The sequence below is a fragment of the Pseudomonas sp. PDM02 genome (assembly GCF_014852285.1).
Taxonomy (GTDB): Bacteria; Pseudomonadota; Gammaproteobacteria; order Pseudomonadales; family Pseudomonadaceae; genus Aquipseudomonas; species Aquipseudomonas migulae.
The window spans coordinates 1-25,224 of the sequence record NZ_JACVBL010000016.1 but is presented as its reverse complement, the minus strand read 5'-3'; the positions used below and the strand labels follow the sequence as shown (position 1 = coordinate 25,224).

21 protein-coding genes and 2 pseudogenes are annotated in these 25,224 nt (G+C 60.4%); 10 read left to right on the top strand and 13 right to left on the bottom strand.

The genetic code is table 11. The features are described 5' to 3' along the window. Positions 1–83: 83 nt before the first annotated feature. Positions 84–1,193 carry a DUF2817 domain-containing protein gene (locus IB245_RS24380; RefSeq protein ID WP_192228941.1) on the bottom strand — a complete coding sequence of 370 codons (1,110 nt, stop codon included), beginning with the start codon at positions 1,191–1,193 and terminating at the stop codon, positions 84–86. A 152-nt stretch (positions 1,194–1,345) separates the two neighbouring features. Between IB245_RS24380 and ggt the strand changes: the two genes are divergently transcribed. After that, positions 1,346–3,178: a gamma-glutamyltransferase gene (gene ggt / locus IB245_RS24375; protein WP_192228940.1), complete on the top strand. Its 1,833-nt coding sequence runs from the start codon at positions 1,346–1,348 to the stop codon at positions 3,176–3,178. Between the two features lie 187 nt (positions 3,179–3,365). On the opposite strand, the gene ddlA is transcribed toward ggt, so the two are convergent. Both ddlA and IB245_RS24365 read right to left on the bottom strand, forming a co-directional pair. Beyond that, positions 3,366–4,460 carry a D-alanine--D-alanine ligase gene (gene ddlA, locus IB245_RS24370; RefSeq protein ID WP_192228939.1) on the bottom strand — a complete coding sequence of 365 codons (1,095 nt, stop codon included), beginning with the start codon at positions 4,458–4,460 and terminating at the stop codon, positions 3,366–3,368. Between the two features lie 10 nt (positions 4,461–4,470). Next, entirely contained in the window at positions 4,471–5,112 is a 642-nt protein-coding gene (locus tag IB245_RS24365; protein WP_192228938.1) for a LysE family translocator, read from the bottom strand. A 154-nt stretch (positions 5,113–5,266) separates the two neighbouring features. On the opposite strand from IB245_RS24365, the gene IB245_RS24360 reads away from it, so the two are divergent. Both IB245_RS24360 and IB245_RS24355 read left to right on the top strand, forming a co-directional pair. Then, positions 5,267–6,076, top strand: coding sequence for an AraC family transcriptional regulator (locus tag IB245_RS24360; RefSeq protein WP_032832348.1), 810 nt, complete (start codon positions 5,267–5,269; stop codon positions 6,074–6,076). Between the two features lie 76 nt (positions 6,077–6,152). Then, positions 6,153–6,521: a cupin domain-containing protein gene (locus tag IB245_RS24355; RefSeq protein ID WP_192228937.1), complete on the top strand. Its 369-nt coding sequence runs from the start codon at positions 6,153–6,155 to the stop codon at positions 6,519–6,521. Between the two features lie 4 nt (positions 6,522–6,525). Here IB245_RS24355 and IB245_RS24350 read toward each other — a convergent pair whose 3' ends face one another. The 4 genes and pseudogenes from IB245_RS24350 to IB245_RS24340 all read right to left on the bottom strand — a co-directional run bounded on the left by IB245_RS24350 (position 6,526) and on the right by IB245_RS24340 (position 9,942). Further along, complete coding sequence (locus tag IB245_RS24350) at positions 6,526–7,125, bottom strand: flavin reductase family protein (protein ID WP_008025833.1); 600 nt, start codon at positions 7,123–7,125, stop codon at positions 6,526–6,528. Positions 7,126–7,182: 57 nt separating this feature from the next. Beyond that, positions 7,183–7,617 (bottom strand): annotated as a pseudogene (locus IB245_RS29440) (methyl-accepting chemotaxis protein); the annotation flags it as partial. A gap of 159 nt (positions 7,618–7,776) precedes the next feature. Continuing rightward, a pseudogene (locus IB245_RS29435) lies at positions 7,777–8,409 on the bottom strand (PAS domain-containing protein); the annotation flags it as partial. 219 nt (positions 8,410–8,628) lie between these two features. Beyond that, positions 8,629–9,942, bottom strand: coding sequence for an MFS transporter (locus IB245_RS24340; RefSeq protein WP_192228936.1), 1,314 nt, complete (start codon positions 9,940–9,942; stop codon positions 8,629–8,631). A gap of 344 nt (positions 9,943–10,286) precedes the next feature. Here IB245_RS24340 and IB245_RS24335 point away from each other — a divergent pair, with 344 nt between their 5' ends. The 3 genes from IB245_RS24335 to IB245_RS24325 all read left to right on the top strand — a co-directional run bounded on the left by IB245_RS24335 (position 10,287) and on the right by IB245_RS24325 (position 13,682). Then, positions 10,287–11,705, top strand: coding sequence for a short-chain fatty acid transporter (locus tag IB245_RS24335; RefSeq protein ID WP_192228935.1), 1,419 nt, complete (start codon positions 10,287–10,289; stop codon positions 11,703–11,705). Between the two features lie 110 nt (positions 11,706–11,815). Continuing rightward, entirely contained in the window at positions 11,816–12,988 is a 1,173-nt protein-coding gene (locus IB245_RS24330; protein ID WP_192228934.1) for a hypothetical protein, read from the top strand. Positions 12,989–13,169: 181 nt separating this feature from the next. After that, on the top strand, positions 13,170–13,682 hold the full coding sequence (locus IB245_RS24325) for an SET domain-containing protein-lysine N-methyltransferase (RefSeq protein ID WP_032832343.1): 513 nt from the start codon (positions 13,170–13,172) through the stop codon (positions 13,680–13,682). A gap of 12 nt (positions 13,683–13,694) precedes the next feature. On the opposite strand, the gene can is transcribed toward IB245_RS24325, so the two are convergent. Then, a complete protein-coding gene (gene can / locus IB245_RS24320) occupies positions 13,695–14,339 on the bottom strand; it encodes a carbonate dehydratase (RefSeq protein WP_008025819.1) in 645 nt (214 codons plus the stop codon). 168 nt (positions 14,340–14,507) lie between these two features. On the opposite strand from can, the gene IB245_RS24315 reads away from it, so the two are divergent. After that, a complete protein-coding gene (locus IB245_RS24315) occupies positions 14,508–14,912 on the top strand; it encodes a serine kinase/phosphatase (protein ID WP_192228933.1) in 405 nt (134 codons plus the stop codon). Positions 14,913–15,048: 136 nt separating this feature from the next. Here IB245_RS24315 and rimI read toward each other — a convergent pair whose 3' ends face one another. Then, positions 15,049–15,501, bottom strand: coding sequence for a ribosomal protein S18-alanine N-acetyltransferase (gene rimI / locus IB245_RS24310; protein WP_008025817.1), 453 nt, complete (start codon positions 15,499–15,501; stop codon positions 15,049–15,051). Continuing rightward, the gene (locus tag IB245_RS24305; RefSeq protein WP_192228994.1) at positions 15,494–16,234 is read right to left on the bottom strand and encodes an energy transducer TonB; all 741 of its coding nucleotides are present in this window, start codon (positions 16,232–16,234) and stop codon (positions 15,494–15,496) included. Before IB245_RS24305 ends, rimI begins: the two co-directional genes overlap by 8 nt. 219 nt (positions 16,235–16,453) lie before the next feature. Here IB245_RS24305 and mksB point away from each other — a divergent pair, with 219 nt between their 5' ends. The 3 genes from mksB to mksF are packed head-to-tail and all read left to right on the top strand — an operon-like array spanning position 16,454 to position 21,259. Continuing rightward, complete coding sequence (gene mksB / locus IB245_RS24300; protein ID WP_008025814.1) at positions 16,454–17,731, top strand: Mks condensin complex protein MksB; 1,278 nt, start codon at positions 16,454–16,456, stop codon at positions 17,729–17,731. Further along, positions 17,721–18,422: an Mks condensin complex protein MksE gene (gene mksE / locus IB245_RS24295; RefSeq protein ID WP_008025812.1), complete on the top strand. Its 702-nt coding sequence runs from the start codon at positions 17,721–17,723 to the stop codon at positions 18,420–18,422. Before mksB ends, mksE begins: the two co-directional genes overlap by 11 nt. Then, positions 18,419–21,259: an Mks condensin complex protein MksF gene (mksF, locus tag IB245_RS24290; protein ID WP_008037179.1), complete on the top strand. Its 2,841-nt coding sequence runs from the start codon at positions 18,419–18,421 to the stop codon at positions 21,257–21,259. Before mksE ends, mksF begins: the two co-directional genes overlap by 4 nt. A gap of 176 nt (positions 21,260–21,435) precedes the next feature. Here the strand turns inward: mksF and IB245_RS24285 are convergent, their stop codons facing one another. The 3 genes from IB245_RS24285 to IB245_RS24275 are packed head-to-tail and all read right to left on the bottom strand — an operon-like array spanning position 21,436 to position 25,001. Continuing rightward, positions 21,436–23,739, bottom strand: coding sequence for an intermembrane transport protein PqiB (locus tag IB245_RS24285; protein ID WP_192228932.1), 2,304 nt, complete (start codon positions 23,737–23,739; stop codon positions 21,436–21,438). Further along, the gene (locus tag IB245_RS24280; protein WP_192228931.1) at positions 23,732–24,355 is read right to left on the bottom strand and encodes a paraquat-inducible protein A; all 624 of its coding nucleotides are present in this window, start codon (positions 24,353–24,355) and stop codon (positions 23,732–23,734) included. Before IB245_RS24280 ends, IB245_RS24285 begins: the two co-directional genes overlap by 8 nt. Further along, positions 24,342–25,001 (bottom strand): paraquat-inducible protein A, encoded by a 660-nt coding sequence (locus IB245_RS24275; protein WP_192228930.1) that lies wholly within the window; start codon positions 24,999–25,001, stop codon positions 24,342–24,344. The genes IB245_RS24280 and IB245_RS24275 overlap by 14 nt, the downstream gene beginning before the upstream one ends. Positions 25,002–25,224: the final 223 nt, after the last annotated feature.

Sequence of the window (25,224 nt, the reverse complement as noted above, 5' to 3'; positions counted from 1 at the left end):
CGACACAAAACCTGTAGGAGCCGGCTTGCTGGCGATGGCGGCCTGACAGGCTCCACAAAACCTGAACCGGACCACAACGCCTGTCAGGAACGCATTGCCGCCAGCGCCGACAACCCCCGCTCCCATATCTGCCACGTACGCAACCAGACCATCGCCTGCCAGTCGCTGTCGGCAGGATAGAACTGCTCCAGCAGATTCAGTTTGATCTCACGCCCTACCGCATCACTCGGATTGCCGTGCAGATGCAGGCAATGATCGTCACGCAGATGACGATGAACCTCGGCCCCCGGATACGTCCCGCACTCAATCACGAAAGGCATCAGGCGCACCTGCGGCAACGCGTCGATCAGCGCCTGCGAGGTGTAGCCGGTTGCCGTCGCGGCCACGCCGGTTTCGCTCAGCGTATCGGCACCGGTCAGCAACGTGTAGAGCCATGGCCCGTAAATGGCCTGCGCCTCTGGCAGCGCCGGGTAGGCCGACTCGGTGATGGTCAGCAACATCGGATGGCCGTACTCCCCGGCGCCGGTGTGCAGGTCAAAGCACATCGCGACCTCCGCGTGGGCGACATGCTTTTGCAGGATCTGGTGCAACGTACGGTTCGACCAGGCCGGTGCCCGCCCGCCATAAAACAGACCATCGGGATGACTGTGCTGGCCGCCCTCGACAATCGACATCACCGCCGGCCAGCCGTGATCGTGGATCTGCTGGTTGAGCAGCGCATCGGCGCGATCACGCTCGGGGCCTGCCAACTCAGTGCAGGCATAGATTTCATGCAGCGAGGCGTAGGCCCGGTTGTCCGGCAGTGGATGCTCAAAGTTCAGGTGATTGCGGTTCAGGTCGATGTTGTCTTCGTTGACCCGGCGCAACCACGCCGTGCCCCAGGGATTGATCAGATGAACGAACACCACGGCGACATCAGCCGGCAGTGAACGCTTGCCCAACTCCTGCATCCATTTGATCTGACAGCCCGAGCCATAGAAACCTTCGACCCCGTGAGTGCCGCTCAACGCGACCAGCAAGCGCTTGGCGCCCGGATCACCGAGTACCGCCACATCGGTGCTCAACGGCTCACCGAACGGCCCTTTGAGCGGATGCGGGTACTCAGTCAGCGTCGCGCCGGCCGTGGTCGCTGCGGCCAGAAACTGTTCACGCTGGGTGCGATAGCCGGGCTGGGTGGGAAAGTCGGTCTGCATGTCTGCCTCTTGTTTGTTTTCTGGCCTGCCTGTTGCCCTCGACCCTACAGAAAATCCGCCAATGGATGAAGGACAAAACGTCCTGTGGTTTGCGTCGCTTCCTGTCGGCCGATAAAGTCCCCTGAACTTTTCCCACGGACGGAGTGCCCCGCGTGTTCTCAACCCTTCATTTGAGCCGCTATCGCCTGTCAGCCCTTTCGCTGATTGCCAGTGCATTAATCCTCGCGGCGTGCAGTGCCCCGCCCTCCTCGACCTTACCGGTCGCACCGGAAACCGCCTCGGGCTATCGCACCGACCTGCAAACCCGCCACGCCTCGAAACACATGGCAGCAGCAGCCAACCCACTCGCCGCCGAAGCCGGACGGGCGATGCTGCGTCAGGGCGGTTCGGCGATTGATGCCGCCATCGCCATGCAAGCAGTGCTGACGCTGGTCGAGCCGCAATCGTCGGGTATCGGTGGTGGCGCGTTGATTGTGTTGTGGGATGGCAAAGCCGTGCGCACGTACGACGGTCGCGAAACCGCACCGGCAGGTGCCACCGAGAAGCTGTTCCTGCAGGCCGATGGCAAACCAATGCCGTTCACTCAGGCGCAGATTGGCGGTCGTTCGGTCGGCACACCGGGCGTGTTGCGGGCGCTGGAACTGGCCCATCAAAAACACGGTCGCCTGCCCTGGGCGCAGCTGTTCGAGCCGGCGATCAAACTCGCGGAACAAGGCTTCGCCATCTCGCCGCGCCTGCATCAGTTGATTGCTTCGGATTCGTCCATGCAACGCTCGCCGGACATGATGGCGTACTTCCTGAATGCGGATGGCAGCCCGAAAGCCGTCGGCACCTCACTGAAAAATCCGGCACTGGCCGCCGTATTCAAACGCATCGCCAAGGAAGGTCCCGATGCGCTGTACAAAGGCCCCATCGCGCAGGAAATCGTCGCCAAGGTTCAGGGCCACGCCAACCCCGGCACGCTGTCGCTGAACGACCTCAACGGTTACACCGCCAAGGAACGCGCGCCGCTGTGCACCGATTACAAACGCTGGCAGGTCTGCGGCATGCCGCCACCGTCGTCGGGCGGAATCGCCGTGGCGCAGATTCTCGGCACCTTGCAGGCGCTGGAAGCCCGCGACCCGCGTTATGCCCTGGCTCCACTGAAGCCAGTCAAAAGCACCCAACCCGCCGGCATCGAACCGGCCCCTGAAGCCGTGCACCTGATCTCCGAAGCCGAGCGCCTCGCTTACGCCGACCGTGCACAGTACGTCGCCGACAGCGACTTCGTGCCCGTCCCGGTCAAAGGCCTGGTGGACCCGACCTATCTGGCCAGCCGCGCCGCTCTGATCGGTGATCGCAGCATGGGCACGGCCAAACCCGGCACCCCGCCGGGCATTGAGGTCGCCTACGCGCCGGACCGCTCGCCACTGCGCATTTCCACTTCGCAGGTGGTGGCGGTCGATGACCTGGGCGGTGCGGTGTCGATGACCACCACGGTCGAATCCGCGTTCGGTTCGCACCTGATGGTTCAGGGCTTTCTGCTCAACAACCAGATGACCGACTTCTCGTTCATCCCCGAAGAAAACGGGCAAAAGGTCGCCAACCGCGTCGAACCCGGCAAACGCCCGCGCTCGTCCATGGCGCCGAGCCTGATCTTCGACCGCCAGAGCGGCGAATTCCTCGCCACCATCGGCTCTCCAGGCGGCTCGCAAATCATCGAGTACGTGGCCAAATCCACCCTCGGCCTGCTCGACTGGAATCTCGACCCGCAAACCGCCATCAACCTGCCCAACTTTGGCAGCCGCAACGGCCCGACCGAACTGGAACGCGGGCAGTTCAGCGCCGAGCTGATTCAGGCGCTGAAGGACAAGGGGCACAACGTGAGCGAGATCGACATGACCAGCGGGACGCAGGCGATTGTTCGGGTCAGGGATGCGCAGGGGAAAGCGTCGCTGGCGGGTGGCGCGGATCCGCGTCGGGAGGGGGAAGCGTTGGGGGATTGAGTCCTGCGCAGTGCTGAAAGCCGGATGCTCCTGAATCCGTTGCAGGAGCGAGCTTGCTCGCGAAAAACGTCTGGAGAACGCGGTCATTCAGATAGCACGCGTTATCGTTGACGATCTTCGCTGGCAAGCCAGCTCCTACAGGGAAATACGTCGCTTGAGAGGCTGAGCCTGAACAATCGCACGCAAACTAACGAGAAATCTTCAACACCTGCCGTGCCCTGTGCTTCTCCAGCGCCAGCTCGATCAGACGACTGACCAGCTCGCTGTACGTCATGCCCGTGGCCTGCCACAACTTGGGGTACATGCTGATGCGGGTGAAACCGGGCAGCGAGTTGATCTCGTTGATCAGCACTTCACCGCTCTCCGTCAGGAACACATCGACCCGCGCCAGCCCGGAGCAGCCGAGCACCTGAAACGCCTCGACGGCCAGGGCACGAATGCGTTCGCTGGCTTCGGTGCTGATGTCAGCCGGAACCACCACTTGCGCGGCCTGTGCGTCGATGTACTTGCTGTCGTAGGAATAAAACCCGCTGCGCACGACGATTTCGCCACAACCACTGGCAATAGCGTCTTCGTTGCCGAGCACCGCGCATTCGATCTCGCGACCGCTGACGGCGGATTCGACCAGCACTTTCTCATCGAAACCGAGGGCCAGTTCGACCGCTGCCGTGTACTCGGCCTCATCGTTGACCTTACTCACACCCACCGAAGAGCCCTGATTCGCCGGTTTGACGAACAGCGGCAGCCCGAGTTTGCCCCGGACCTCGGCGAACCCGGTGCGCTTGGCGGTTGCGCGGGTCAGGGTCACGAACGGCGTCACCGCCAACCCGGCATCGCGCAGCAGGCGTTTGCTGATGTCCTTGTCCATGCACACCGCCGAGCCCAGCACATCGGAGCCGACAAACGGCAGATCGGCCATGCGCAGCAACCCTTGCAGGCAACCGTCTTCACCCAGCGTGCCGTGGACGATCGGGAAGATCACATCAACGTGGCCCAACAGCTCCTGACTGGAAGTCTCCACCAATTGCTGACGGGTTTTGCCCGGCACCACGGCGAGTTCGCGGTTGGATTGGTTGAGGGCGATCAGCGCCGGGTTTTCCTGGTTGAGCAGGAAATTCGACGGGTCGTTCAAGTGCCAATGACCCTGTTTGTCGATACCGATCAACACCGGATCGAAGCGCGAACGATCCAGCGCGTCGACGATGTTTTTCGCCGATTGCAGCGACACTTCGTGCTCCGCCGAACGGCCGCCAAAAATAATGCCTACCCGCAGTTTGCTCATTCAGAACTCCTCAGCGACTGGCCACCAGATGCGCACCGAACAACAGATAGCAACTGCCGGCAAAGCGATCCAGCCATTGGCGCGAACGGTCATACACCCGCGCCATCCGACGGCTGGAGAAAACCAGCGCCACGCTGCAATACCAACTGAACGACAACGTCGCCATGGTCATTACGGCCAGCACCAGCAATGTCGGGGGCACCGTCGCGGGCATGGCGGTCGCGAAGATCGTCGCCACGAACAGTGCGGATTTTGGGTTGGTCATGTTGCCCAGAAAACCCTGGCCATACACCGACCACAATGTGCGCCCCGCGCCGTCAATCAAGCGGCTGTCGCCCGCAGTAACCGGCGGTTTGCGCTTGAACTGCTTCAAGCCGAGGTAGATCAGGTAACAACCACCGGCAATCTTGAAGCTCAGGTAAAGCGTCGGCGCCGCGCTGAACAGCGACTTGATACCCAACCCGCCCGCCAGCCCCCAGAGCACCGTGCCGGTGGCCACGCCCAGCGCAGCCACCACGCCGTGACGCTTGGATTGACTGGCTGCCAATTGCGCAATGTTGAAGAAGTTCGGTCCCGGCGTCACCACCGCAACCGTCCACAACAGCGCCAGCGACAACAACGGAGCGGCATAGCTCAGGTGGGATATTTCCATAATGGGGGTCGCCTTCTTGGCTGCAGAGGATGCGCAACACATTGCAACATTTGCCCTCGGTTTTCTACTCACGCGAGACCTTCCATCCGCCAGCAGACAGACGACCGGTCACTGAGCTAACGTGTTCGGCATCAAGCTCAAGATAACGATCACCATGGCTCGACACCCGCCTCGCAATGACTGGTTCCACCGCGCGCCCGACGTTTCCGGCCTGCAGCGTTTCGAAGCGTTTTTTGCCGGTCATGGCTACGACTTGCACCGCCACGACACCTACGCCATCGGTCACACCTTGGCCGGCGTGCAGAGTTATCAGTATCGCGGCGCCTGGCGCCACAGCCTGCCCGGCGGGACGATGGTGCTGCACCCGGACGAAGTCCACGATGGCGAGGCCGGGACCGAGAGCGGGTTCCACTACCGGATGATGTACATCGAACCGGCGCTGATCCAGCAGATGCTTGGCGGTCAGCCGCTGCCGTTCATCAAGAACGGGCTGTCGACCGACCCACGCCTGTTCGCCGCCACCCAAGTGCTGCTGCGCAGTCTCGATTGCCCGCTCGAACCGCTGGAAGAACAGGACGCGCTGTTCGATCTGGCGCAAGCCTTGAACACTGTCGGCGGAGTGACCACCACGCGCCCAAGCTTCGACTATGTGGCAGCGGAACGCGCGCGCGAGTACATGCACAGCGCCCTGGATCGCACCGTGACCCTGGAAGAACTGGCGCACCACAGCGGTCGGGATCGTTGGAGCCTGTCACGGGACTTTCGCCTGTTGTTCGGCACCAGCCCTTATCGATACCTGACCATGCGTCGCCTGGACCTGGTCCGTTCGCTGCTGATTCAGGGCCAGTCGCTGGTCAGTGCCGCGCTGATCGCCGGCTTCACCGATCAGAGCCACATGACCCGCCAGTTCAGCAAAACCTACGGCTTGTCACCGGCGCGCTGGATGAAAATGCACCGGCGCTGAGCCACGCACAATCGTACAAGAAGCGCGCCGTTGCGCTGGTTACCGTGGTTCTACGATCAACCACGAGAGCTGCTTCATGAAAGCTTACGAAAGCCTGAACTTCGCCGAAAAAATCTCACGAATCGACTCGCACTGGACACCGCGCGTCATTGCCGAAATGAACGACTACCAGTTCAAGGTGGTGAAGCTGCTGGGGGATTTCATCTGGCACGACCACCTCGATACCGACGAAGCCTTCATCGTGCTCGAAGGCCAGTTGCGCATCGATTTTCGTGATGGTCACGTGCTGGTGAACGCCGGCGAAATGTACGTGGTGTCCAAGGGCATCGAGCACAAGCCGTTCGCCGAGCAAGAGGTGAAACTCCTGCTGATCGAACCCCGGGGCGTGTTGAACACCGGCGACAAGGGTGGCGAGCGCACGGCGCAGAATGACCTCTGGGTCTGAAGTCTTACGGCTGCAAGGCTTTGCCGTCCACCGGATCACCGATGGTCAGGAAATGCCCGCCCGCCACGTGGTGCAAGGTACGTAACGCATCGTGCCCCTCGAAGTGCCAGCGACCGTCGCTGAACACGCGCTCGTCCGCCTGGGCCGCAATCACTTCGGCCAGGAACAGATCGTATTGTTGGTGGTTGTTCGGTTCCGGCAGCAACCGGCATTCCAGCCAGGCCACGCAACCTTCGAGCATCGGCGCATCGATCAACTCGCCGCTGAAGGTCTGCAAGCCATAGGTCTGGAACTTGTCCCGACCCTGGCCTTGAGTCAGCTCCAGGCCCGAGGTCGAGCCGACGGTTTGCGCAATATCGGCCTGGGCAGCACAGGGTACGTTCAACACGAATGTGCCCGACGCTTCCAGCAGGTGCCGGGTCCAGGTGGACTTGTCCAGCACCACGGCAATTTTCGGCGGTTCGAAATCCAGTGGCATGGCCCAAGCCGCCGCCATGATGTTGCGCTGCCCGTCATGGGCCGCACTGACCAGCACGGTCGGCCCATGGTTGAGCAGGCGATAAGCCTTGGACAAGGGAACCGGACGGCGATGGGAAGCGCTCATGGGATCTGCTCCTGGGAAAAGAGCCGATTGTAGCGATATCCGCCCGGTTCGCAGGCATCAAGTCGTTAGCTGGTTGGCAAACTGCCCGACCGCGTTCACCACTTTCTGCGCACCGTCCTGAATCTCGACAATCACCGTGCCCGCCTCTGCCGCCAGCGCCAGCCCCTGCTCTGCCTGAGTTTTGCCGTCGGTCATCAGCGACACCGCATTACGCGCCATGTCCTGGTTCTGACGCACCACCAGGACAATTTCATCGGTGGCCTGACTGGTGCGCGAAGCCAATTGCCGGACCTCGTCCGCGACCACGGCAAAACCACGACCCTGCTCACCGGCACGGGCCGCTTCGATCGCCGCGTTGAGTGCCAGCAGGTTGGTCTGTTCGGCGATGCCGCTGATGGTTTTGACGATGGTGCCAATCACCAGCGACTGCTCGTTCAAGGCCTCGATGCCCTCGCCGGCCGTTTGCATGTGCTTGGCCAGGTCGCGCATCACGTTCACCGCTTGCGTCACTACGGCCGTGCCGCGCTGGGCGCTTTGATCGGTTTGCTGCGAGGTGCCGTAGGCAATGTTCGCCGCTTCAGCGACGGCCAGCTCCTGATTGACCTGATCGGTAATCACCGTGGCGAACTTCACCACTTTGTAGAGTTTGTTATTGGCGTCGACCACCGGGTTGTAGGACGCCTCCAGCCAGACCGTACGCCCGTGGCTGTCGATGCGTTTGAAGCGGCCGGCCACGAACTCGCCGGAATTCAGGCGACGCCAGAAGTCCTGATACTCGGCACTGGTGTGCTCCTGCGCTTCACAGAAGAGACGGTGATGTTTGCCTTTGATCTGCGCGAGGCTGTAACCCATGCCGTTGAGGAAGCGGTCGTTGGCCGACAACACGTTGCCAGCGAGGTCGAACTCGATCACCGCCGTCGAGCGCACCAGCGCGCCGATCAGGTTCTCGTGTTCACGGGATGCCTCGATGGTGCGGGTCAGGTCACTGGAGTAAATCGAGAAGTGCTTGATCCGCCCGTCCCCGGAGCGCACCGGCTGCACAATCGAACGCAACCAGGCCTCTTGGCCATCGCCACGCAACAAGCGCACCGCACCGGCAAAGTGCTCGCCTCGGGTCAGCGCAGCCTTGAAGCGGTGATGGAATTCGTCGGACTTCACGTGAACAGGAACGATGTCTTCGATAGGACGATCGATCAGGTCGTGGCTCTTGTAGAGCATCTCGCTGAGAAAATTCTGATTGACCGATTGAATCCGCCCGTCGGGATCCAGGGTCAGGACCAGCATCTCGCTTTCCAGACTTTCCTTCACTTGCTGAAGGCTGGAGAGTTCTTCGCGAAGAGCCGACAACTCTTGCTTCAAGCGTTTGTTGAACATGGGAAAGCACCGATGGACAGAGATAGAAAGCGGCATGCAGCCTAGCCATCGGCCTTGGGGATGTTTTCTGAAGAGTGTTTCAGGGTTGTCCTACAAAAATAGTTGTCTTGGACGCAGCGCCACCTTCAATCAGATGGCGCCAGCCGCCGGGCAATTGCCTGTGCTCGGCGTACGCGCGCCGAAATACAGCGCGCTGCTCACGCCCACTGCGCCCATCACCGCGCAGAAAATCACGCAGATCCAAGGGCTCCACGGCATCAGACCGATCAGCAACAGCGGCGTGATACTTGCCCACGCGGCGTAGGCAATGTTGTACGTGAAGGAAATCCCCGAGACGCGAATCCGCGCCGGGAACAGGCTGACCATCACCGACGGCACCGCGCCGACCACGCCACAACTGAGGCCGGCAATCGCATACGCCAGGCCGATCCAGTTGCCGCCGATGATCAGGCAGGTATAAAGCACGCCGATGCCCAACGGCAGCAGCAGGCTGTACAGCATCACGGTGCGCCAGGCGCCGATACGGTCGACGAGCAAACCGGCGAGCACGCAGCCGATGTTCAGGAACACGATGCCCAATGCGCTCAGGCCAAAGGTGTGGCTGGCGGTCATGGCGAAGGTTTTCTGCATCATGGTCGGGGTAATGACCACAAACACCACCACGGCTGAAGTCAGCACGCAGGTGAGGATCATCGCCGGCAAAATGGCCAGGCGATGCTCACGCAGGACCGTGCGCAGTGGCAGTTCGACGGCGGCATCACGCTTCGCCTGCATCGCCATGAACACCGGGGTTTCATTGAGCCAGCGGCGCAGCCAGACGCCTATCACGCCAAATACGCCGCCCAGCAGGAACGGGTAACGCCATGCGAAATCGAGGATCTCCGCCGGGGTGAACGCCTGTGCCAGAAAGGTCGCTGTCAGCGCGCCGATCAAGTAGCCAAAGGTCAACCCGGCCTGAAGGAAACCCAGTGCATAACCGCGATGCCCGGCCGGCGCGTGCTCGGCGACGAACACCCAGGCGCTCGGCACTTCACCGCCGACCGCCGCGCCTTGCAGTACCCGCAGGACCAACAGCAGCAAGGGTGCGAAATAACCGATCTGGGCGTAGGTCGGCATGATGCCGATCAGCAGGCACGGCAGCGCCATCATCAGAATGCTCAGGCTGAAGACTTTCTTGCGCCCCAGCCGGTCGGCGAAATGCGCCATCAGAATCCCGCCCAACGGCCGCGCCAGGTAACCGGTGACAAAAATTCCGAAACTTTGCAGCAGGCGCAGCCACTCAGGCATTTCCGGCGGGAAGAACAGCTGACTGAGGGTCAGGGCGAAAAACACGAAGATGATGAAATCGTAGATTTCCAGCGCGCCGCCGAGGGCCGCAAGGCCGAGGGTCTTGTAGTCCGAACGGCTGAACGGTGCCGGGCGCGAATCGTTAAGGGCAGTCATCAAAAGAACTCTGGCATGGGCAAAAAACCAAGGCGCCCATGGTCTACGCAAACGCGCCAGCGGACAACCCGTTAGACCATAGTCCCGTATCGGTAAAACTTCGTCACAAATCCTGACCGATTGATTTACTGTTGGCGCCTGTCCAGACGGGCGTTGCAGCCAGTGCCGATCAAAAACTGTAGGAGCGAGCCTGCTCGCGATGGACTCGAGTACGCCGCGTTTAACCAGTAAACACGCGTCATCGTTTACGACCATCGCGAGCAGGCTCGCTCCTACAATAAAAACGGCGTTAGGCCTTTGCAGCCCTGAAGACCACAACAATCATAAAAATTCGAGGTACTCCCGTGGCCGCTGATATCGAAGATACCCGCTCCGCCCGCTTTGCCCTGCGCTGTTCAAGTTTTGCCGAACGCTGGTTTCCTGATTCCTGGGTGTTTGCTGCGCTGGCGGTGATCATCGTCGCCGTGGCCACTCTGTTCATGGGCGCCAAACCCACCGATGCCGCGATGGCCTTCGGTGACGGGTTCTGGAGCCTGATCCCGTTCACCATGCAGATGGCGTTCGTGGTAATCGGTGGTTATGTAGTCGCCAGTTCGCCGCCCGCCATCAAGCTGATCGACCGTCTGGCGCGCATCCCCAAGAACGGCCGTTCCGCCGTGGCGTGGGTGGCGCTGATTTCCATGGTCGCATCGCTGTTGAACTGGGGCTTGTCGCTGGTGTTCGGCGGCTTGCTGGTGCGCGCCCTCGCCCGCCGCACCGATCTGAAAATGGACTATCGCGCCGCCGGTGCTGCCGCGTATCTGGGCCTTGGCGCGGTGTGGGCCCTGGGCCTGTCGTCGTCTGCCGCGCAGTTGCAGGCCAACCCGGCCAGTTTGCCGCCGTCGATTCTGTCGATCACCGGGGTGATTCCTTTCACGCAAACCATCTTTCTCTGGCAGTCCGGCGTCATGTTGCTGGCGCTGATCGTGATCTCGCTGATCATTGCCTACGCCACCGCCCCGGGCCCGAACTCGGCCCGCGATGCCAAAGCCTGCGGCATTGACCCGAGCTTCAACCTGCCACCGCTGCAACCGCGCACTCGCCCCGGCGAATGGCTGGAACACAGCCCGCTGCTGACGATTCTGCTGGTGCTGCTGGCGGCCGGGTGGCTGTTCCACGAGTTCTCGACCAAACCGGCGATCAGTGCGATTTCCGGGCTGAACACCTACAACTTCCTGTTCATCATGCTCGGAGCCTTGCTGCACTGGCGTCCGCGCAGTTTCCTCGATGCGGTGTCCCGCGCGGTGCCGACCACCACCGGCGTGCTGATCCAGTTCCCGTTGTACGGCTCGATCGCCGCGCTGATGACCACGGTCAAAGGCACTGATGCGCAGACCCTGGCGCACCACATCTCGACCTTTTTCGTACAGATCGCGTCCCACGACACCTACGCACTGCTGATGGGCGTGTACTCGGCGATCCTCGGCTTCTTCATCCCGTCGGGCGGCGGCAAGTGGATCATCGAAGCGCCGTACGTGATGCAAGTGGCCACCGACCTGAACTACCACCTGGGCTGGGCCGTGCAGATCTACAACGCCGCCGAAGCCCTGCCGAACCTGATCAACCCGTTCTACATGCTGCCGCTGCTGGGCGTGCTGGGCTTGAAGGCGCGGGACTTGATCGGGTTTTCGTTCGTGCAACTGCTGGTGCACACGCCGCTGGTGCTGTTTCTGCTGTGGGCGCTGGGGACGACGCTGACGTATACGGCGCCGGTGATGCCGTAATGCAAAAAGGGGCCGATATTTCTATCGGCCCCTACTTCTCGTTCGGCCTCTTCTGTTTCAGTATGTCTTCGCCCGTTCTCGAGGGCCCACACGCTGAAAAGGATCTGAGCATGTTCAAACTCGCAGCACTCACCCTTGCCGCCCTGACCCTGAGCACCACCGCCCAGGCGGATGCCGATCTGAAGCTGGGCAGCACCGAGCGCGTCACCCGGCTGTTCGCTTACCCCAACAATTGCAACGTGATCTGCTTTCGCAACTGGACGCTGGAGCAAACCGTCGAGCATTACCTGACGCAGAGCGTGCAGCGTGATGGTTACAGCGATGCGAAGGTGCAGGTCAAAACCGATAACAATCAGCTCTATGCCGCAATCACCGGTGTGCCCAGGGGCTATGAAAAGCCGTTGGCAGCGCTGCTCGATGCCGGCGATCTGGCTTATACCGGCGCCAGCAAGCTGAATGCCGATGGCAAGTGGGCTTACAGCTGGTACTTGTTCCTTCCGCTGGGCATGGCCCTGGAGAACCGCAGAAGTGTCGAGTTGCTGCATTTCCCGCCGGATTACTCGCTGACTCAGGCCCAGGACTATCTGGAGTCCAAGACCACCGATCGTTGGGCCACGCTGCTGACGATCAACGGCATCCCTGCCGATCAGACGCCGGCTTTCCAGACCATCATCGACATCGCGCCGATCGCCGCGCCCTCCAACGCCGGCAAGGATCTGGAAGGCGTCTATGACTACTTCAAGGACTACCAGACCACCATGGTCAAGGAAGTCAGCCAGAACGCCAGCGGTGCCGCGTTGCCGATGGTCGCGTTCGGTGCGCCGGTGCGTAACTGGATCAAGCAGCAATACGGGCCGACCGTAAACGTGCTGGGCCTGGCCACCATCAGTCCGAAAGAAGGGGTGAAAGTGCCGGTGCTGGGTTCCAACCACCCGAGCTACATCTGGTACGCCGCCGACCCGGACAGCTACACCGGCAAAGATGCCCAGGCCCAGGCCGACGCAGCGGGCCTGAAAGTCATGGGCCAGGACTTGAGTGCCGCATGCTGGCAGGCCGCCATGGGCCGCGACCTCGACAGCAATCCAGACATTGAGCTGAGAAGTTGCACCCAGACCTGGCAAGTGGCCCAGGCAGTTAAAACCTGCGAACTGTTCTACACCTCGATCCGTAACCTGACGCCTGGGCAAGCCACGGCCAAATGCGCGACGACGCCGATCAAGGCTCAACTCAAACAGCTCAAGGTCCCCACGCCTGCGACCGCAGTGCCCGCTACGCATCTGTAAAAAACTGAACGGCGTTCCTGCGTGAGCCTTGGCTGACGTGGGAACGCGCGCTTTTCCTCTGTCAGTTATGACAGTAGACCGGTGGTTTTTTTTGCGAGAGTCTTGAGGCGTACCCATGTGCTGCAGGGCTGACAGGATGTCAGCTGACGGAGGTCGCAGCGCCCCGCCGACAAGGATTGTGATGAAACCCCATGCTGAGCAAGGAATCACCTCACCGCCATTCAATGGCATCTATCCGTTTATGGAATTGCCCCCTCGACTGGGATTCCCTACCACGGAAGACTTTCAAATCATCAACAATGCTCAGGGAGAGCCGATCGCTGTCGCCGCTTTGCGCGAATTCCCTCGGCTCAGCCGAATCTGCCGTATTTCCGGGCATTTGCTGCCCTATCGCTGCCGACGCACTCGGCAAATGGCGCCGGGCATTCATGTCTATGATCCGCGCTTCTGCGGATTGCTTAACCACGCCTGCGACCCCAACGCCTTTCTCGACATGAGTGAACTGTGGTTATGGGCGCTGAAGGACATCAGAAAAGGTGATCGGCTGACGATGGATTTCGCCACGACGGAAGACAGGCTGCAGCGGCAGTTTGCCTGCCGCTGTGGTTGTACTTGCTGCCGTGGCTGGATCACCGGCTACGACGAATCGCCGAATGCCGATGGCCAGTTGTTCTTCCAGAACTGGCGCCGATGACGCCGGGGGCTTTTACAGCGGCTCGAATGGACGCAGGCGGTACTGCGGCGGCAACTGCTCGAAACCACTGATGGTGGCATTCAGGCTCTTCCACCGACCGTCCTTGATGCCATAGATGCAGCCGTGAATCGACAGTTTCTGCCCGCGGTGCCAGGCGTTTTGCACAATGCTGGTGTGCCCGACGTTGGCCACTTGCTGGATCACGTTGAGCTCGCAGAGGCGGTCGACCCGCTCTTCTTCGGTCGGCAGTTTGGAGAGTTCTTCGCGCTTTTCGTAGTAAAGGTCACGAATCGACCGCAGCCAGCCATCGATCAAGCCGAACTGGCGATCCTGCATCGAAGCACGCACACCGCCGCAGCCATAGTGGCCGGTAACGAGGATGTGTTTGACCTTGAGCACGTCCACCGCGTACTGAATCACCGACAGGCAGTTGAGGTCAGTGTGCAGCACCACGTTGGCCACGTTGCGGTGGACAAACAGGTCGCCAGGCAGCATGCCGACAATCTCGTTCGCCGGTACGCGGGCGTCGGAGCAGCCGATCCAGAGGAATTCCGGCGTTTGCTGACGCGCCAGTTTGGCGAAGAAATCAGGATCTTCTTTGGTGATCGCGTCAGCCCAGCGCTCGTTGTTATCAATCAGATCTTGTAAGTCGTTCATGCAATGAAGCCTCGAGAATGATGCGCTGCTTTGACAGACAACCGTCCGTCGGGGTCACGCGCAAGATGCAGATTGCCGATGAGGCATATTACCGGTGTTCCCTGCCGGCGGAATTCCGGGCAGCCCAGTGGGTCTACCGTAGTAAGGCTCACAGTATGAGGAATTACCATGAATGATTCACGACGTCCGTACGATGCGGCGCAACCCGAGCCCATCGACGACAACGAAGACCGCATGGGTTCGCTGCAGGAGCTGGATTTCGAGGAGGAAGAACCCAGCGCGAAAATCGGCGACGAACTGACGCAAACGGAACGCGAGCGACTGATACCGCGCGCGCGCGTGCGTGAAGCCGGCATGACCGGCGCCTCGACCGCTGATCATGAATCCACCGATGATGACTTGAGCCCGGAAACGTTGATCCGTGAAGACGGTGCGCGGGATGCGCATGAGGCCGGTGACGATTACCGGGCCGATTGGGATTTGAGCATCGTCGATGAAGATGACATCGGCGGGGGTAATGGGTTGGATGAGGAAGAACTGGCGCGGCTGGATCCGCTGGATGGGAATCGGTGATCTTCAGCGTCAGTAAGGACGCCTTCGCGGGCAAGCCTCGCTCCTACAGGGTTTCGGCATTCATGCATTTGTGAACGCCGAAACCCTGTAGGAGCGAGCGGGCGGCGATCCGACTTGCCCGCGAAGCTTTTAAGGCTCAATCCACCAAAGTGCACGCCATGACCACCGCATCTTCGCGCCCACCCACCGCCGGATAATAATCCCGACGCCGGCCAATCTCGTTGAACCCGTACCGCTCATACAACCGGAACGCCGAGCGATTGCTGTCGCGCACTTCCAGAAAACATTCCCGCGCCTCAGCCTTGTAGGCAATCGACATCAGGTGTTCCAGCAGCGTCAAACCCAGGCCACGGCCCTGGTTTTCCGGTTTGACGGTGATGTTCAGCAGATGTGCTTCATCCAGAATGATCTGCACCACGCCGTGCCCGACCTGCTGCGAACCTTCGAACATCAGCCAGATCTGGTACTTGCCCAGCCCATCGAGAAAAATCCCGCGGGTCCAGGGATGGCTGTACGCCGCGAATTCAATTTTCAGGACAGCGTCCAGGTCCGCCTCGGTCATCGGGCGAAACGATACAGCGTCACTCATTCGATTCTTTCCAGCGCGCCATCAGCCGACGCATGGCTTGCCAGACATCAGCCTTACGCTGTGGCTCTTCCATTAATAATTCCAGGCCCGGCAGGGCCCAGACCGCGCCCAGGCCTTCGACCTGAAGTTCACGATTGAAGGATTCGGCGTTGGCCTCGCCGGCAAAACGCACCGCCGGCAGGCCGATCAGCCACACGCAGACGCACGGTGCGTCTTCCAGCCGGGCCGAGAGAAAACCTTGTACGAAATCACGAGCCGCTTCCGGGCCTTGATCCATGGTGCCGCGAACCAACAATGGCCAGCGCACCGGTTCGCCGACAATTTGCGGGCTGTCCGGCAGACCGGCGGCGCGCAACATGTCCTTGAGCAGCAGATAGGCGGGATCGCGGGTCTGGAAGGTTTCGCCTGTGGGTAACTCCACCAGCAGCAGGCAACGACCGGCGCGCAGCAATTGCAGGGCGAAACGCGGAGGAGGCACGATCGGCGCCTTGACCGCGACCGGTGCCTCTTCTTCTTCGACCTTGGCGTTGGTGCGCGTGCTTGCCAACGATGGCCGCGGCACCTCGATTTTTACCCGTTCGGCCGGTTTGACCACAGGTTCCGCAGGTGCATCGGCCACGGGCAACGGCGCCACCGGGGCGACGACCAACGGCTCGGGCATTTCCAGCAGCTCGGGCCGCGAGGGCGCGGCAAAGGGCAATTCGGTGCGCGGCAGCCAGTTGACCACCTGCATGGCGGTCAAATAAGCGCGGCGACGGGACTCGATTAGCAAAGGTCGGCCACTTGTGGATAACTAAAGTGCGCTGATTCTACCGCCCTTCGCTCAAGATCGCCCGCGCTTGATCGATACTCTTTCCCTTAGAAACAGCTACAGCCCGTCCCGAGAGTGAATCGCATCGGTCCCGATGCAGTACAATCGCGGCTTTTAATCGCCAACCAGCCGGCCATTCCGATGATCGAACCCAAGCGCGTCTTGCGCGCCCTCGCTGAACACTGGGCACTTCTGGAGCCACTGTGCGAGCACTTCGACCAAGGCACACTGAGCCTCAACGAACTGCGCACGCAACTGGCCGCCCAGCAACTCGACAGTACGCCGCAGGACATCACCAGCCTGTTGGACGTGTGGATCCGCCTCGACATTCTGGTTCCCGTGGCGAAAAGCCCGAACCGTTTCGAGCTCAACGCGCAGATCCACGACTTCCTCGCTTACCTGCGTCGTGAGCACCGTCTGGGCCTGTGCCTGGAAATCGAAGCCTATTTGCGCCACCTCGAACGCCTGGCCGGTTACATTCAGGACGCCTTCGACATCCGCGACGGCCACGACCTGGCGCGCCAATTGCGCCTGCTCGACATGCGTGTGCGCGATGTACTGAAGAAGCTCGCCAACGACGAACAGGCCCTCGTGGCCGTCGCCGAACGCGCCAAGACCAGCGATCGGCAGATTCCGCTGCGTCAGCGTTACGCCGAAGTACTGGCGACCTGGGACGAATACGTCGAGCCAATGATTCAGTTGGTGAACGCCGACGGCGCCTTCGAACAAGGCGTGCGCAAGGTCGAAAACGTTCTGCTGAAAATGCTTACCGAGCAGCAACGCCTCGGCCACCTGGTCGATGACGACATGCTGTTGCGCACCCACGCGCGCATCCTTGAAATGCAGACCAGCGCTCAATTGACGCTGCGTCATGCCCGCGAACTGCTACTGCCGCTGCGTGAAGAAGCCCGTCGGCACAACGCCGTGACCCGTGGCGCAGCGCTGGCCTTGTCGGCCATCCGTCGCAAAGGCATCGACGCGGTGCCACAAGCGGCGATGCCGATGTTCACCCGGCCGCAAAGCACCTTCCTCGGCAGCGCCAGTCAGGTCGAAGCCTACGTCTACGCGCTGGCCCGTTTCGAGCCGAAACCGGCGCGTTTCCCCAAGGCCCACAAGACCCAGAAAGGCGAAGCGCCGCGCGCACCACGTACCGTTCGCGAAATGCTTGAACGTTGTGAAGACGCGCTGCCAATGCCAGACCTGATGACCTGGCTGCTGGAACAGGAACCGAACGGCGCCACCGACGAATTGCTGTACTGGTTCTCGCGCCTGTCGCGGGAAAAACGCTTCAAACGCGAGCGTCTGGAACGCCGCGATTACCACACTCATGAGCACCAGGTCAGCCTGCGCTCCTTCGCCCTGCTCTCGGCCAGCGACACCGCCGCCGAGGATTCTGCGAGCATTCCACATGCATCTTGATCTATCCGAACTGTCCCAGCTGGCGCCGATCTTTCGCGAGCTGTTCAAGGGCTACCACGTCAGCCGCCGCGATCCGGAGCTGTACGCGCAACTGTCGAACTTCCAGGACCAGTACCGCACGCTGTTCAAGGCACTGGGTTTTGAACTGGTTTGCGACACCCGCGGTTTCTACTACTTTGTGCCGGACCTCGCCGCTGCGGCGGTGAACAAGACCGCGCAGCGTCTGGCGCTGTTCACCTTCATCCTCGTCGAGCATCTGGCCGATCAGGGCCGTGACCCGATTGCCGTGCTCGACGGCGGCAGCCTCGGTCGCGATGAATTGCCGTCGTTGCTGGAAAAGTACCGCGACCTGTTCATCCAGGCCGAAGTGCAGACCGTCGAAGAACTCGAAGAAAAAATCATGCGCCGCATGACACAGCTCGGGTTCGCCGGCGAAGAAAACGGTGTCTACCGTTTCCTGCCGCCGATGCACCGTTTCCTCGACGTCTGTCTGTCGGTTCAACAGGACCGTGACCTGGCCGCCAGCCTGCACAGCGTGCTGCCGCTGCCGGTTCCGGTACTGATCGACGACGACAGCGACGAAAAACTGCTGCAAACCGATGACCCGCTGGACCTCAGTGACTTCGCTGAAGAAAGCGAAGAAGACGCTCTGGCCCGCGCCATTGCCGAAGAACAGGAGACCGACGCATGAGCAAGGAACGCTACGGCATTCGCCGCTTTGCCCTTTTGAACACCGCCGGTTACAGCCTCGGCCTGTTTCCGCTGGAAGAACCGTTGTCGGTCTACGGCGCGAACAACCTCGGTAAATCCGCGTCGATCAACGCGTTGCAGTTCCCGATTCTGGCGCGCATGTCGGACATGAGTTTCGGCAAGTACAGCCTGGAACAATCCCGGCGTTTCTACTTCGCCTCGGACACCAGTTACATCCTGGTGGAAGTCTCGCTGCCCCACGGTCCGCACGTGATCGGCGTGGTCGGTCGCGGCCCGGGCGGTGGTTTCGGTCACCAGTTCTTTGCCTACGCCGGCAAACTCGACCTGGCCCACTACCAGAAAAACGACACCTGCCTGCGTCAGAAAGAGCTGTTCACCAACCTTGAGCGCGAAGGCCTGAAAGCCTACGAACTCAAGCCGGACGAACTGCGTCGTTTGCTGGTCGGTGGCCACACCTCGATCCCGCTGGACCTGACCCTGATTCCGCTGCGCTCCACCAGTGAGCAGAGCCTGAAGACCTTCCGCGCACTGTTCATCAACCTGCTGCACATGCGCGAAATCACCGCGGCCAAGCTCAAGCAATTGTTCCTCGATGCTTTCGAACACAGCCTGCGTTCCGGCAGCGTCGATTACATCGCTGCGTGCGAAGAAGCCTTCCGCGATGTACGACGCATGGAGCAGGACTACAACTCGCTGGTCACCGCCGGTCCGCTGGTTGAAGCGCTGGCCGCAGGCGTTGCCCAGCGCAATATTCTGCGCGGCAAGCTGCACCGGATCTCGCCGCTGCTCGATTCGTTGCTCGGCACCTGGTCGGACTATGCCAGTGCACGCAAGGAAGAGCTGACGATTCAGGCCGAGCACTACCGCAACGAACAGGACGCGCTGCAAAACGATCAGCGCGGCGGCACGCAGGAGCTGATGCGTCTGGAGCGGGAAATCACCGGTATCCAGCGCTGGCTCGGCGAGTTGTCGGTGCTCAAGCATCGCTTCGCGCTGGTGACTGACGTCAAGGTCCTGGAGCAGCAATTGCTCGCGGCCAAGGACGCGCACGATGAACTGGCCGGTGCGCTGGCGCAGTCGCGGCAGTTCTCTGCCGAAGACCTGGAAGAGCGTCTGCGCGATCTGGAAAAACGCCTGAAATCGGTGAAACAGCAACTCGATCACGCCGACAACAACAGCTACGCCCGCCTGCGTGAAGAGTTTTCGCAGCAGGATGTCGAGCGTCTGATGCGCCTGTTCAACAGCGCGCTGTTCAGCCTGCCGTTGGGCGAGCATGGCATCACGCTGGACGAGGACGGTCAGTGGGTCAAATCCATGGAGCTGATCCTCGACGGCTTCAAAGGCGAGCGCTTCGAAGTGCCGGGCCTGTCCATCGATATCTCGCACATTGAGCCTCCGGCGTTGCAGGCCCTGGCGGACCGCGCCGCGTTACGCGATCAGAAAGACCGCCTGGAAAAAGAACTCAAGCAACTGAAAACCCAGGCTGCCGTGGTCGCCGACCGCGCAGCGAGCAAGACCCAGACCGAAGCGCTGTACCAGCAAGTGCTGGACGCGCAGAAAGCCCTGGAAGATTTCCGTCGCGCGCAAACCCTGAGCGCCGAGGAAGACGACAAGCTTGAGCAACTGGCGCAGATGGAAGCGGCGCAGGAAGAACTGAAGCGCTCCAGCGACGCCTTCACCGAACGCGTCCAGCAACTGTCGGCCAAGCTGCAACTGGTCGGCCGGCAGATCGGCGACATGGAAGCCAAGCAACGCACCCTCGACGACGCCCTGCGCCGCCGTCAGTTGTTGCCGGCAGACCTGCCGTTCGGCACGCCGTTCATGGACCCGATCGACGATTCCATGGACAACCTGTTGCCGCTGCTCAACGACTATCAGGACAGCTGGCAGGGCTTGCTGCGCAGCGATGGCCAGATCGACGCGTTGTACGCTCAGGTGCGCCTCAAGGGCGTGGCCAAGTTCGACAGCGAAGACGATATGGAGCGTCGCCTGCAACTGCTGATCAACGCGTATGCGCACCGCACCGACGAAGCCCTGACCCTCGGCAAGGCACGCCGCGCCGCGGTTACCGACATCGCCCGGACCCTGCGCAATATCCGCAGCGACTACGACAGCCTCGAGCATCAACTGGCGCTGTTCAACCGCGAGATCAACAAGCGTCAGGTCTCCAACTTGCAGAGCTTCCGCATCGTGCTTGCGCCGAACAAGGAAGCGCTCAAGCACATCGACCAGATCATCCACAGCGCCGGTCAGTACGAAGAAGGCGAAACCCTCTCCGTGTTCGACCTGAGCCAAAGCGCCGATCAAGACAACAAGAACGAAGAAGCCAAGGAATACCTGGCGCGCCTGGTAGCGGCGAACCACAACCAACTTGGTCTCAAGGACTTGTTCGAACTGGCGTTCGAGATCACCAAGGTCAACGGTCAACCGGTGATCCACACCGACATCGACGGCGCTGCGTCCAACGGCACGACGATGACCATCAAGGCGCTGACCAACATGTACTTGTTACTGCACTTGATGGACCGCGACCAGGCCGGTCGCGTGCGCCTGCCGTACTACCTCGACGAAGCGGCGGACATCGACGAGAAAAACCAGGCAGCGTTGCTGGAAACCAGTCTGCAACTGGGCTTCGTGCCGATTCTGGCGAGTGTGAAGCCGCAGGTCTGCGCCAGTGTGGCGATTGACCTGGAAGGCGGTAGTGGGCCGAACGGGATCTACATCGATGAGGCGGACTGGAAGTACATCCGTCGTCACGATGAGGTGAAGGCTGTGGTTAATGTTGAAGCGGATGAACCGGAGCTGGATGCGGTCTGATTTGCATTAATCGAAGGCAATAAAAAAGGCCGCGATCCAATCGCGGCCTTTTTTGTCTGGTGGTTATGTGTTGGTTATCCGGACCTCTTCGCGGGCAAGCCTCGCTCCTACAGGTTCGGTGCTGATCTGTAGGAGCGAGGCTTGCCCGCGAATGCGTTGTCCCAGACACCAACAGATTATTTACCGAGCGAAATCTTCGGCGCCCACGTCAGCCATTCATCTTCAAACTTGTCGAACAACGGGAAGGTTTGCTCCGCTCGCGCCGGGTTACCCATGCGATCCCCATCCGGCGTGGCGAATGCGATGCCGCCCTGAATCAGCGTCTCCAGCGATTCGGTACGAACCGTCGCGCCTTTGAACAAACCGTAATCGAAACCGAAACCGCTGGTGTTCCAGAATCGTGTGCCGCTGCGCACCAATGGCGCGTACTTCGGCTCGATCAGAATGTGTATCAACACACGGTCAGCCGTCTGGCCCAGTTCATACCCCGTCACCTTGCCCACGGTGACTTCGCGATACGTCACTGGCACGCCGGTTTTCAACGAACCTCGGCGAGCGGCGCTCAGAACCAGACTTAACCCGGCTTCCTGTTTGGCGGTTTCAGGAGGATTGGCCAGTGCTACGAAGTTATTCTGCGGCCCGAGGTTTTTCGCGGCCGGCTGCACTTCGATGTATTGACCGGTCACCAGGGTTTCCAGGTTCGACGTTTTGAGCAGACCCAGCTCGGGCTTGACCACCCAGAACTGACTGCCGGCCCGAGCGATACGCTCCGGCACTTCGGTGATCCGCGCGGTGAGCATCACCGATTGCAGGTCATCCGTGAGGTCGACGTCTTCAATCTTGCCAACATCCAGGCCTTTGAATCTCACCGGTGTGCCGCTGCGCAAGCCATCGGCGCGATCGACCTTGATCGTGATCACGGCGCCTTTCTGGTTGGCTTCGTCATGGCTGGCGAACAGACGGAAACGCGGAATTTTCTTTTGCAGCGGGGCTTTGGCCAGCGGGGTTTCGAAGGCGATACCGCCGGCCATCAGGCTTTGCAACGATTCACTTTTGACCTGGATTCCGCCAGTCAATCCGCCCGTGAGCGTAATGCCACTGGCATTCCAGAATCGGGTCGAGGCGTTAACCAGCCCTTCGTATTCCTTCTCGATGTGTACGCCAATCACCAGTTGTTTTTTGGTGCGCGAGAACTGATAGCTCTGTACCGAACCGACCTTGACCTGCTTGTAGAGAATCGGACTGCCGACTTCCAGCGAACCAAGATTTTCGGTGAACAACACCAGGTGCAGGCCAGGCGAACGTAAATCCAGCGGCGGCGCCTTGGCCCGTGCCACGAACTCACGTTGTGGTGCTGCGCCTTTATCGCCGGGACGCACAGCGATGTAGTTACCTTTGACCAGCGCTTCAAGCCCGGTGATACCGGCCAGGGAGATCGACGGTTTGACCACCCAGAATTGAGTGCCTTCGACCAGGTAATCTTCGGCCAGAGGATCAAGGGTCAGTTCAGCGGTAGCACCGGACAGATCGGGATCGATCTTCAACGCTTTCAGATTGCCGACCTGAATGCCTTTGTACATTACCGGCGTACGACCGGCCTGCAGGCCTTCGAAATCGCTGAGTTTAACCTTGACCCGTATACCGGCCGCCGCCGCATCGAAGTCTTCATAGAGACGGAACGGCAGGCTCGGATCGGTGGGCGGGCTGTCCCTGCGGTTTTCCGGCGTGGCGAATGCGATACCGCCGGCGACGATGCTGGCCAGGGACTCACTGCGCACCTTCACACCGGACAGGTTGGCGTCGATGCTGATGCCGCTGGCGTTCCAGAAACGTGTGTGTTTGCGTACGAGCTTGGCGTACGTGGGTTCGATGAAGACTTTAAGCTCAACCGTGCTTTGGTCTTCGGACAGCAAGTAACTTTTGATCTGTCCTACTTTGATCTGCTTGTAGAACACCGGGCTGCCACGGTTCAGCGAACCGAGGCGGTCAGCCTTGATGGTCAGGTGCAACCCGGGCTGGGCATCCGACAGCGGCGGTTCTTCAGCCAGGGCCTTGAACCGGCGTGTGGGCTCGCCTTCCCCCGGACTGATCGCGACGTAGTTACCGGAAACCAGGGTTTCCAGGCCCGTGATACCCGCCAGGGTCACGCTCGGCTTGACGAGCCAGAAGCGTGTGCTGGTCCGCAGGTATTGCTCCACGTCCTTGTTCATTTCAACGGTGGCGATCACTCCTTTGGAGGCGCCTTCATCATCGAGCGTGAGGGTTTTCACCTTGCCGACCGACATGCCTTTGTAGACCACTTCGGTCTTGTTGGCCTGAATGCCTTCACCGCTTTCGAAACGTACCTGAATCTCGATGCCGGTCTCGTTGTAGGCACGCCAGCCGAGCCAGCCGCCGATGATCAAGGCGATCAGGGGCAACACCCAAATGGCTGACCAGTTCGAGGCCGGTCGGGTTTTCGCTGTGGGCAAATCAGTCATGGTCGTCGTCCGACTCCGTGTTATCCCAAATCAGTCGGGGATCGAAAGTTACTGCGGCAAGCATCGTCAGAATCACCACACTGGCGAAAGCGATGGCGCCAAGATTGGCTTCGACACTGGCAAGCCGTCCAAAATTCACAACCGCCACCAGGATGGCAATCACAAAGATATCGAGCATTGACCAGCGACCGATGAACTCGATAAAGCGGTACATCCAGATCCGTTGACGAGCCGAAAGCGGCTGGTGGCGCTGCACCGAAAACAGCAGCAAGGCGATGCCCACCAATTTGAACGTGGGCACCACGATACTGGCGATAAAAACCACGGCGGCGATGGGAAGCATGCCGTGTTGAACCAGTTGGATCACACCGGACATGATGGTGCTGGGATCTCCCTGACCGAGGGAACTGACCGTCATGATAGGCAGTACGTTGGCCGGAATGTAGAGAATCGCTGCCGTGATCAGCAACGCCCAGGTACGAGCGAGGCTGTTGGGGCGGCGGGCGTGAACCAGCGCACCGCAGCGGGTGCAGACCTGCTCGTCGGTGTCCGCTTCCTGCTTGTTCAATTCATGGCATTCGGCGCAAATCAGAATGCCTGCATCAATCGCCCGCATGGGCATCCTCTCCTGATAAAGCCTGCCAGATCTGATGGGGCGACATCACAACCTCCAGCCAGACCTGGACCAACAACAAACTGATAAAGCACGCCAGGCCGAGACCGATGGTGATTGCTGCCATATCTGCCAGTTTGACGATCGCCACCAGCACGCCCATGAGGTAGACCTCGAGCATCCCCCAATCGCGTAGATGGTGATAAATCCGATAGAGCAACAAACCGTAACTACGGCCGATATCAAAACGAATGCTCAGCAGCACGGCCAGTTGGCAAAGCAGTTTGAGCAACGGGATCCCCATGCTGCACAGGAACACAATCACTGACACGCCTTGCATTCCGGTATCGAACAGGCCGACAACGCCACTCCAGACAGTATCTTGCGACGACTGCCCGAGTAGATTGAGCTGCATGATGGGTAAAAAGTTCGCCGGGATGTACAACAACAGCGCGGAGATGACCAAGGCGAGACTGCGTTGCACAACATTGTGCCGATGGGCATAGAGTTCGTAACCGCATCGCGGGCACAGGGCTTTCTCGCCATGGACGAGCTTGGGCTTGCGCATCAGCAAGTCGCACTCATGGCACGCCACCAAGTCGTCCAGCGGTAATTCTGACAGCCCGGGGGCGTCAACCGGATCTGGCATAAAGGCACTGACTCCGAAAAAGTTGGACCTATTCTAGTGTCCTGAGTCGAAAATAACTGTGCAAATTTGTGCTCGTCCGGAGTGTACTTTTTTCCAGGCAAAACAAAACCCCAACTGCTTTCGCAATTGGGGTTTCGGAATTTAATCTTGACGATGACCTACTCTCACATGGGGAAACCCCACACTACCATCGGCGATGCATCGTTTCACTGCTGAGTTCGGG

Coding starts and splice junctions, on each gene's coding strand:
- IB245_RS24380 (WP_192228941.1), bottom strand. CDS start 1,193: ATGCAGACCGACTTTCCCACCCAGCCCGGCTATCGCACCCAGCGTGAA.
- ddlA (WP_192228939.1), bottom strand. CDS start 4,460: ATGAGCAAACTGCGGGTAGGCATTATTTTTGGCGGCCGTTCGGCGGAG.
- IB245_RS24365 (WP_192228938.1), bottom strand. CDS start 5,112: ATGGAAATATCCCACCTGAGCTATGCCGCTCCGTTGTTGTCGCTGGCG.
- IB245_RS24360 (WP_032832348.1), top strand. CDS start 5,267: ATGGCTCGACACCCGCCTCGCAATGACTGGTTCCACCGCGCGCCCGAC.
- IB245_RS24355 (WP_192228937.1), top strand. CDS start 6,153: ATGAAAGCTTACGAAAGCCTGAACTTCGCCGAAAAAATCTCACGAATC.
- IB245_RS24350 (WP_008025833.1), bottom strand. CDS start 7,125: ATGAGCGCTTCCCATCGCCGTCCGGTTCCCTTGTCCAAGGCTTATCGC.
- IB245_RS24340 (WP_192228936.1), bottom strand. CDS start 9,942: ATGACTGCCCTTAACGATTCGCGCCCGGCACCGTTCAGCCGTTCGGAC.
- IB245_RS24330 (WP_192228934.1), top strand. CDS start 11,816: ATGTTCAAACTCGCAGCACTCACCCTTGCCGCCCTGACCCTGAGCACC.
- IB245_RS24325 (WP_032832343.1), top strand. CDS start 13,170: ATGAAACCCCATGCTGAGCAAGGAATCACCTCACCGCCATTCAATGGC.
- can (WP_008025819.1), bottom strand. CDS start 14,339: ATGAACGACTTACAAGATCTGATTGATAACAACGAGCGCTGGGCTGAC.
- IB245_RS24315 (WP_192228933.1), top strand. CDS start 14,508: ATGAATGATTCACGACGTCCGTACGATGCGGCGCAACCCGAGCCCATC.
- rimI (WP_008025817.1), bottom strand. CDS start 15,501: ATGAGTGACGCTGTATCGTTTCGCCCGATGACCGAGGCGGACCTGGAC.
- IB245_RS24305 (WP_192228994.1), bottom strand. CDS start 16,234: ATGCAGGTGGTCAACTGGCTGCCGCGCACCGAATTGCCCTTTGCCGCG.
- mksB (WP_008025814.1), top strand. CDS start 16,454: ATGATCGAACCCAAGCGCGTCTTGCGCGCCCTCGCTGAACACTGGGCA.
- mksE (WP_008025812.1), top strand. CDS start 17,721: ATGCATCTTGATCTATCCGAACTGTCCCAGCTGGCGCCGATCTTTCGC.
- mksF (WP_008037179.1), top strand. CDS start 18,419: ATGAGCAAGGAACGCTACGGCATTCGCCGCTTTGCCCTTTTGAACACC.
- IB245_RS24285 (WP_192228932.1), bottom strand. CDS start 23,739: ATGACTGATTTGCCCACAGCGAAAACCCGACCGGCCTCGAACTGGTCA.
- IB245_RS24280 (WP_192228931.1), bottom strand. CDS start 24,355: ATGCGGGCGATTGATGCAGGCATTCTGATTTGCGCCGAATGCCATGAA.
- IB245_RS24275 (WP_192228930.1), bottom strand. CDS start 25,001: ATGCCAGATCCGGTTGACGCCCCCGGGCTGTCAGAATTACCGCTGGAC.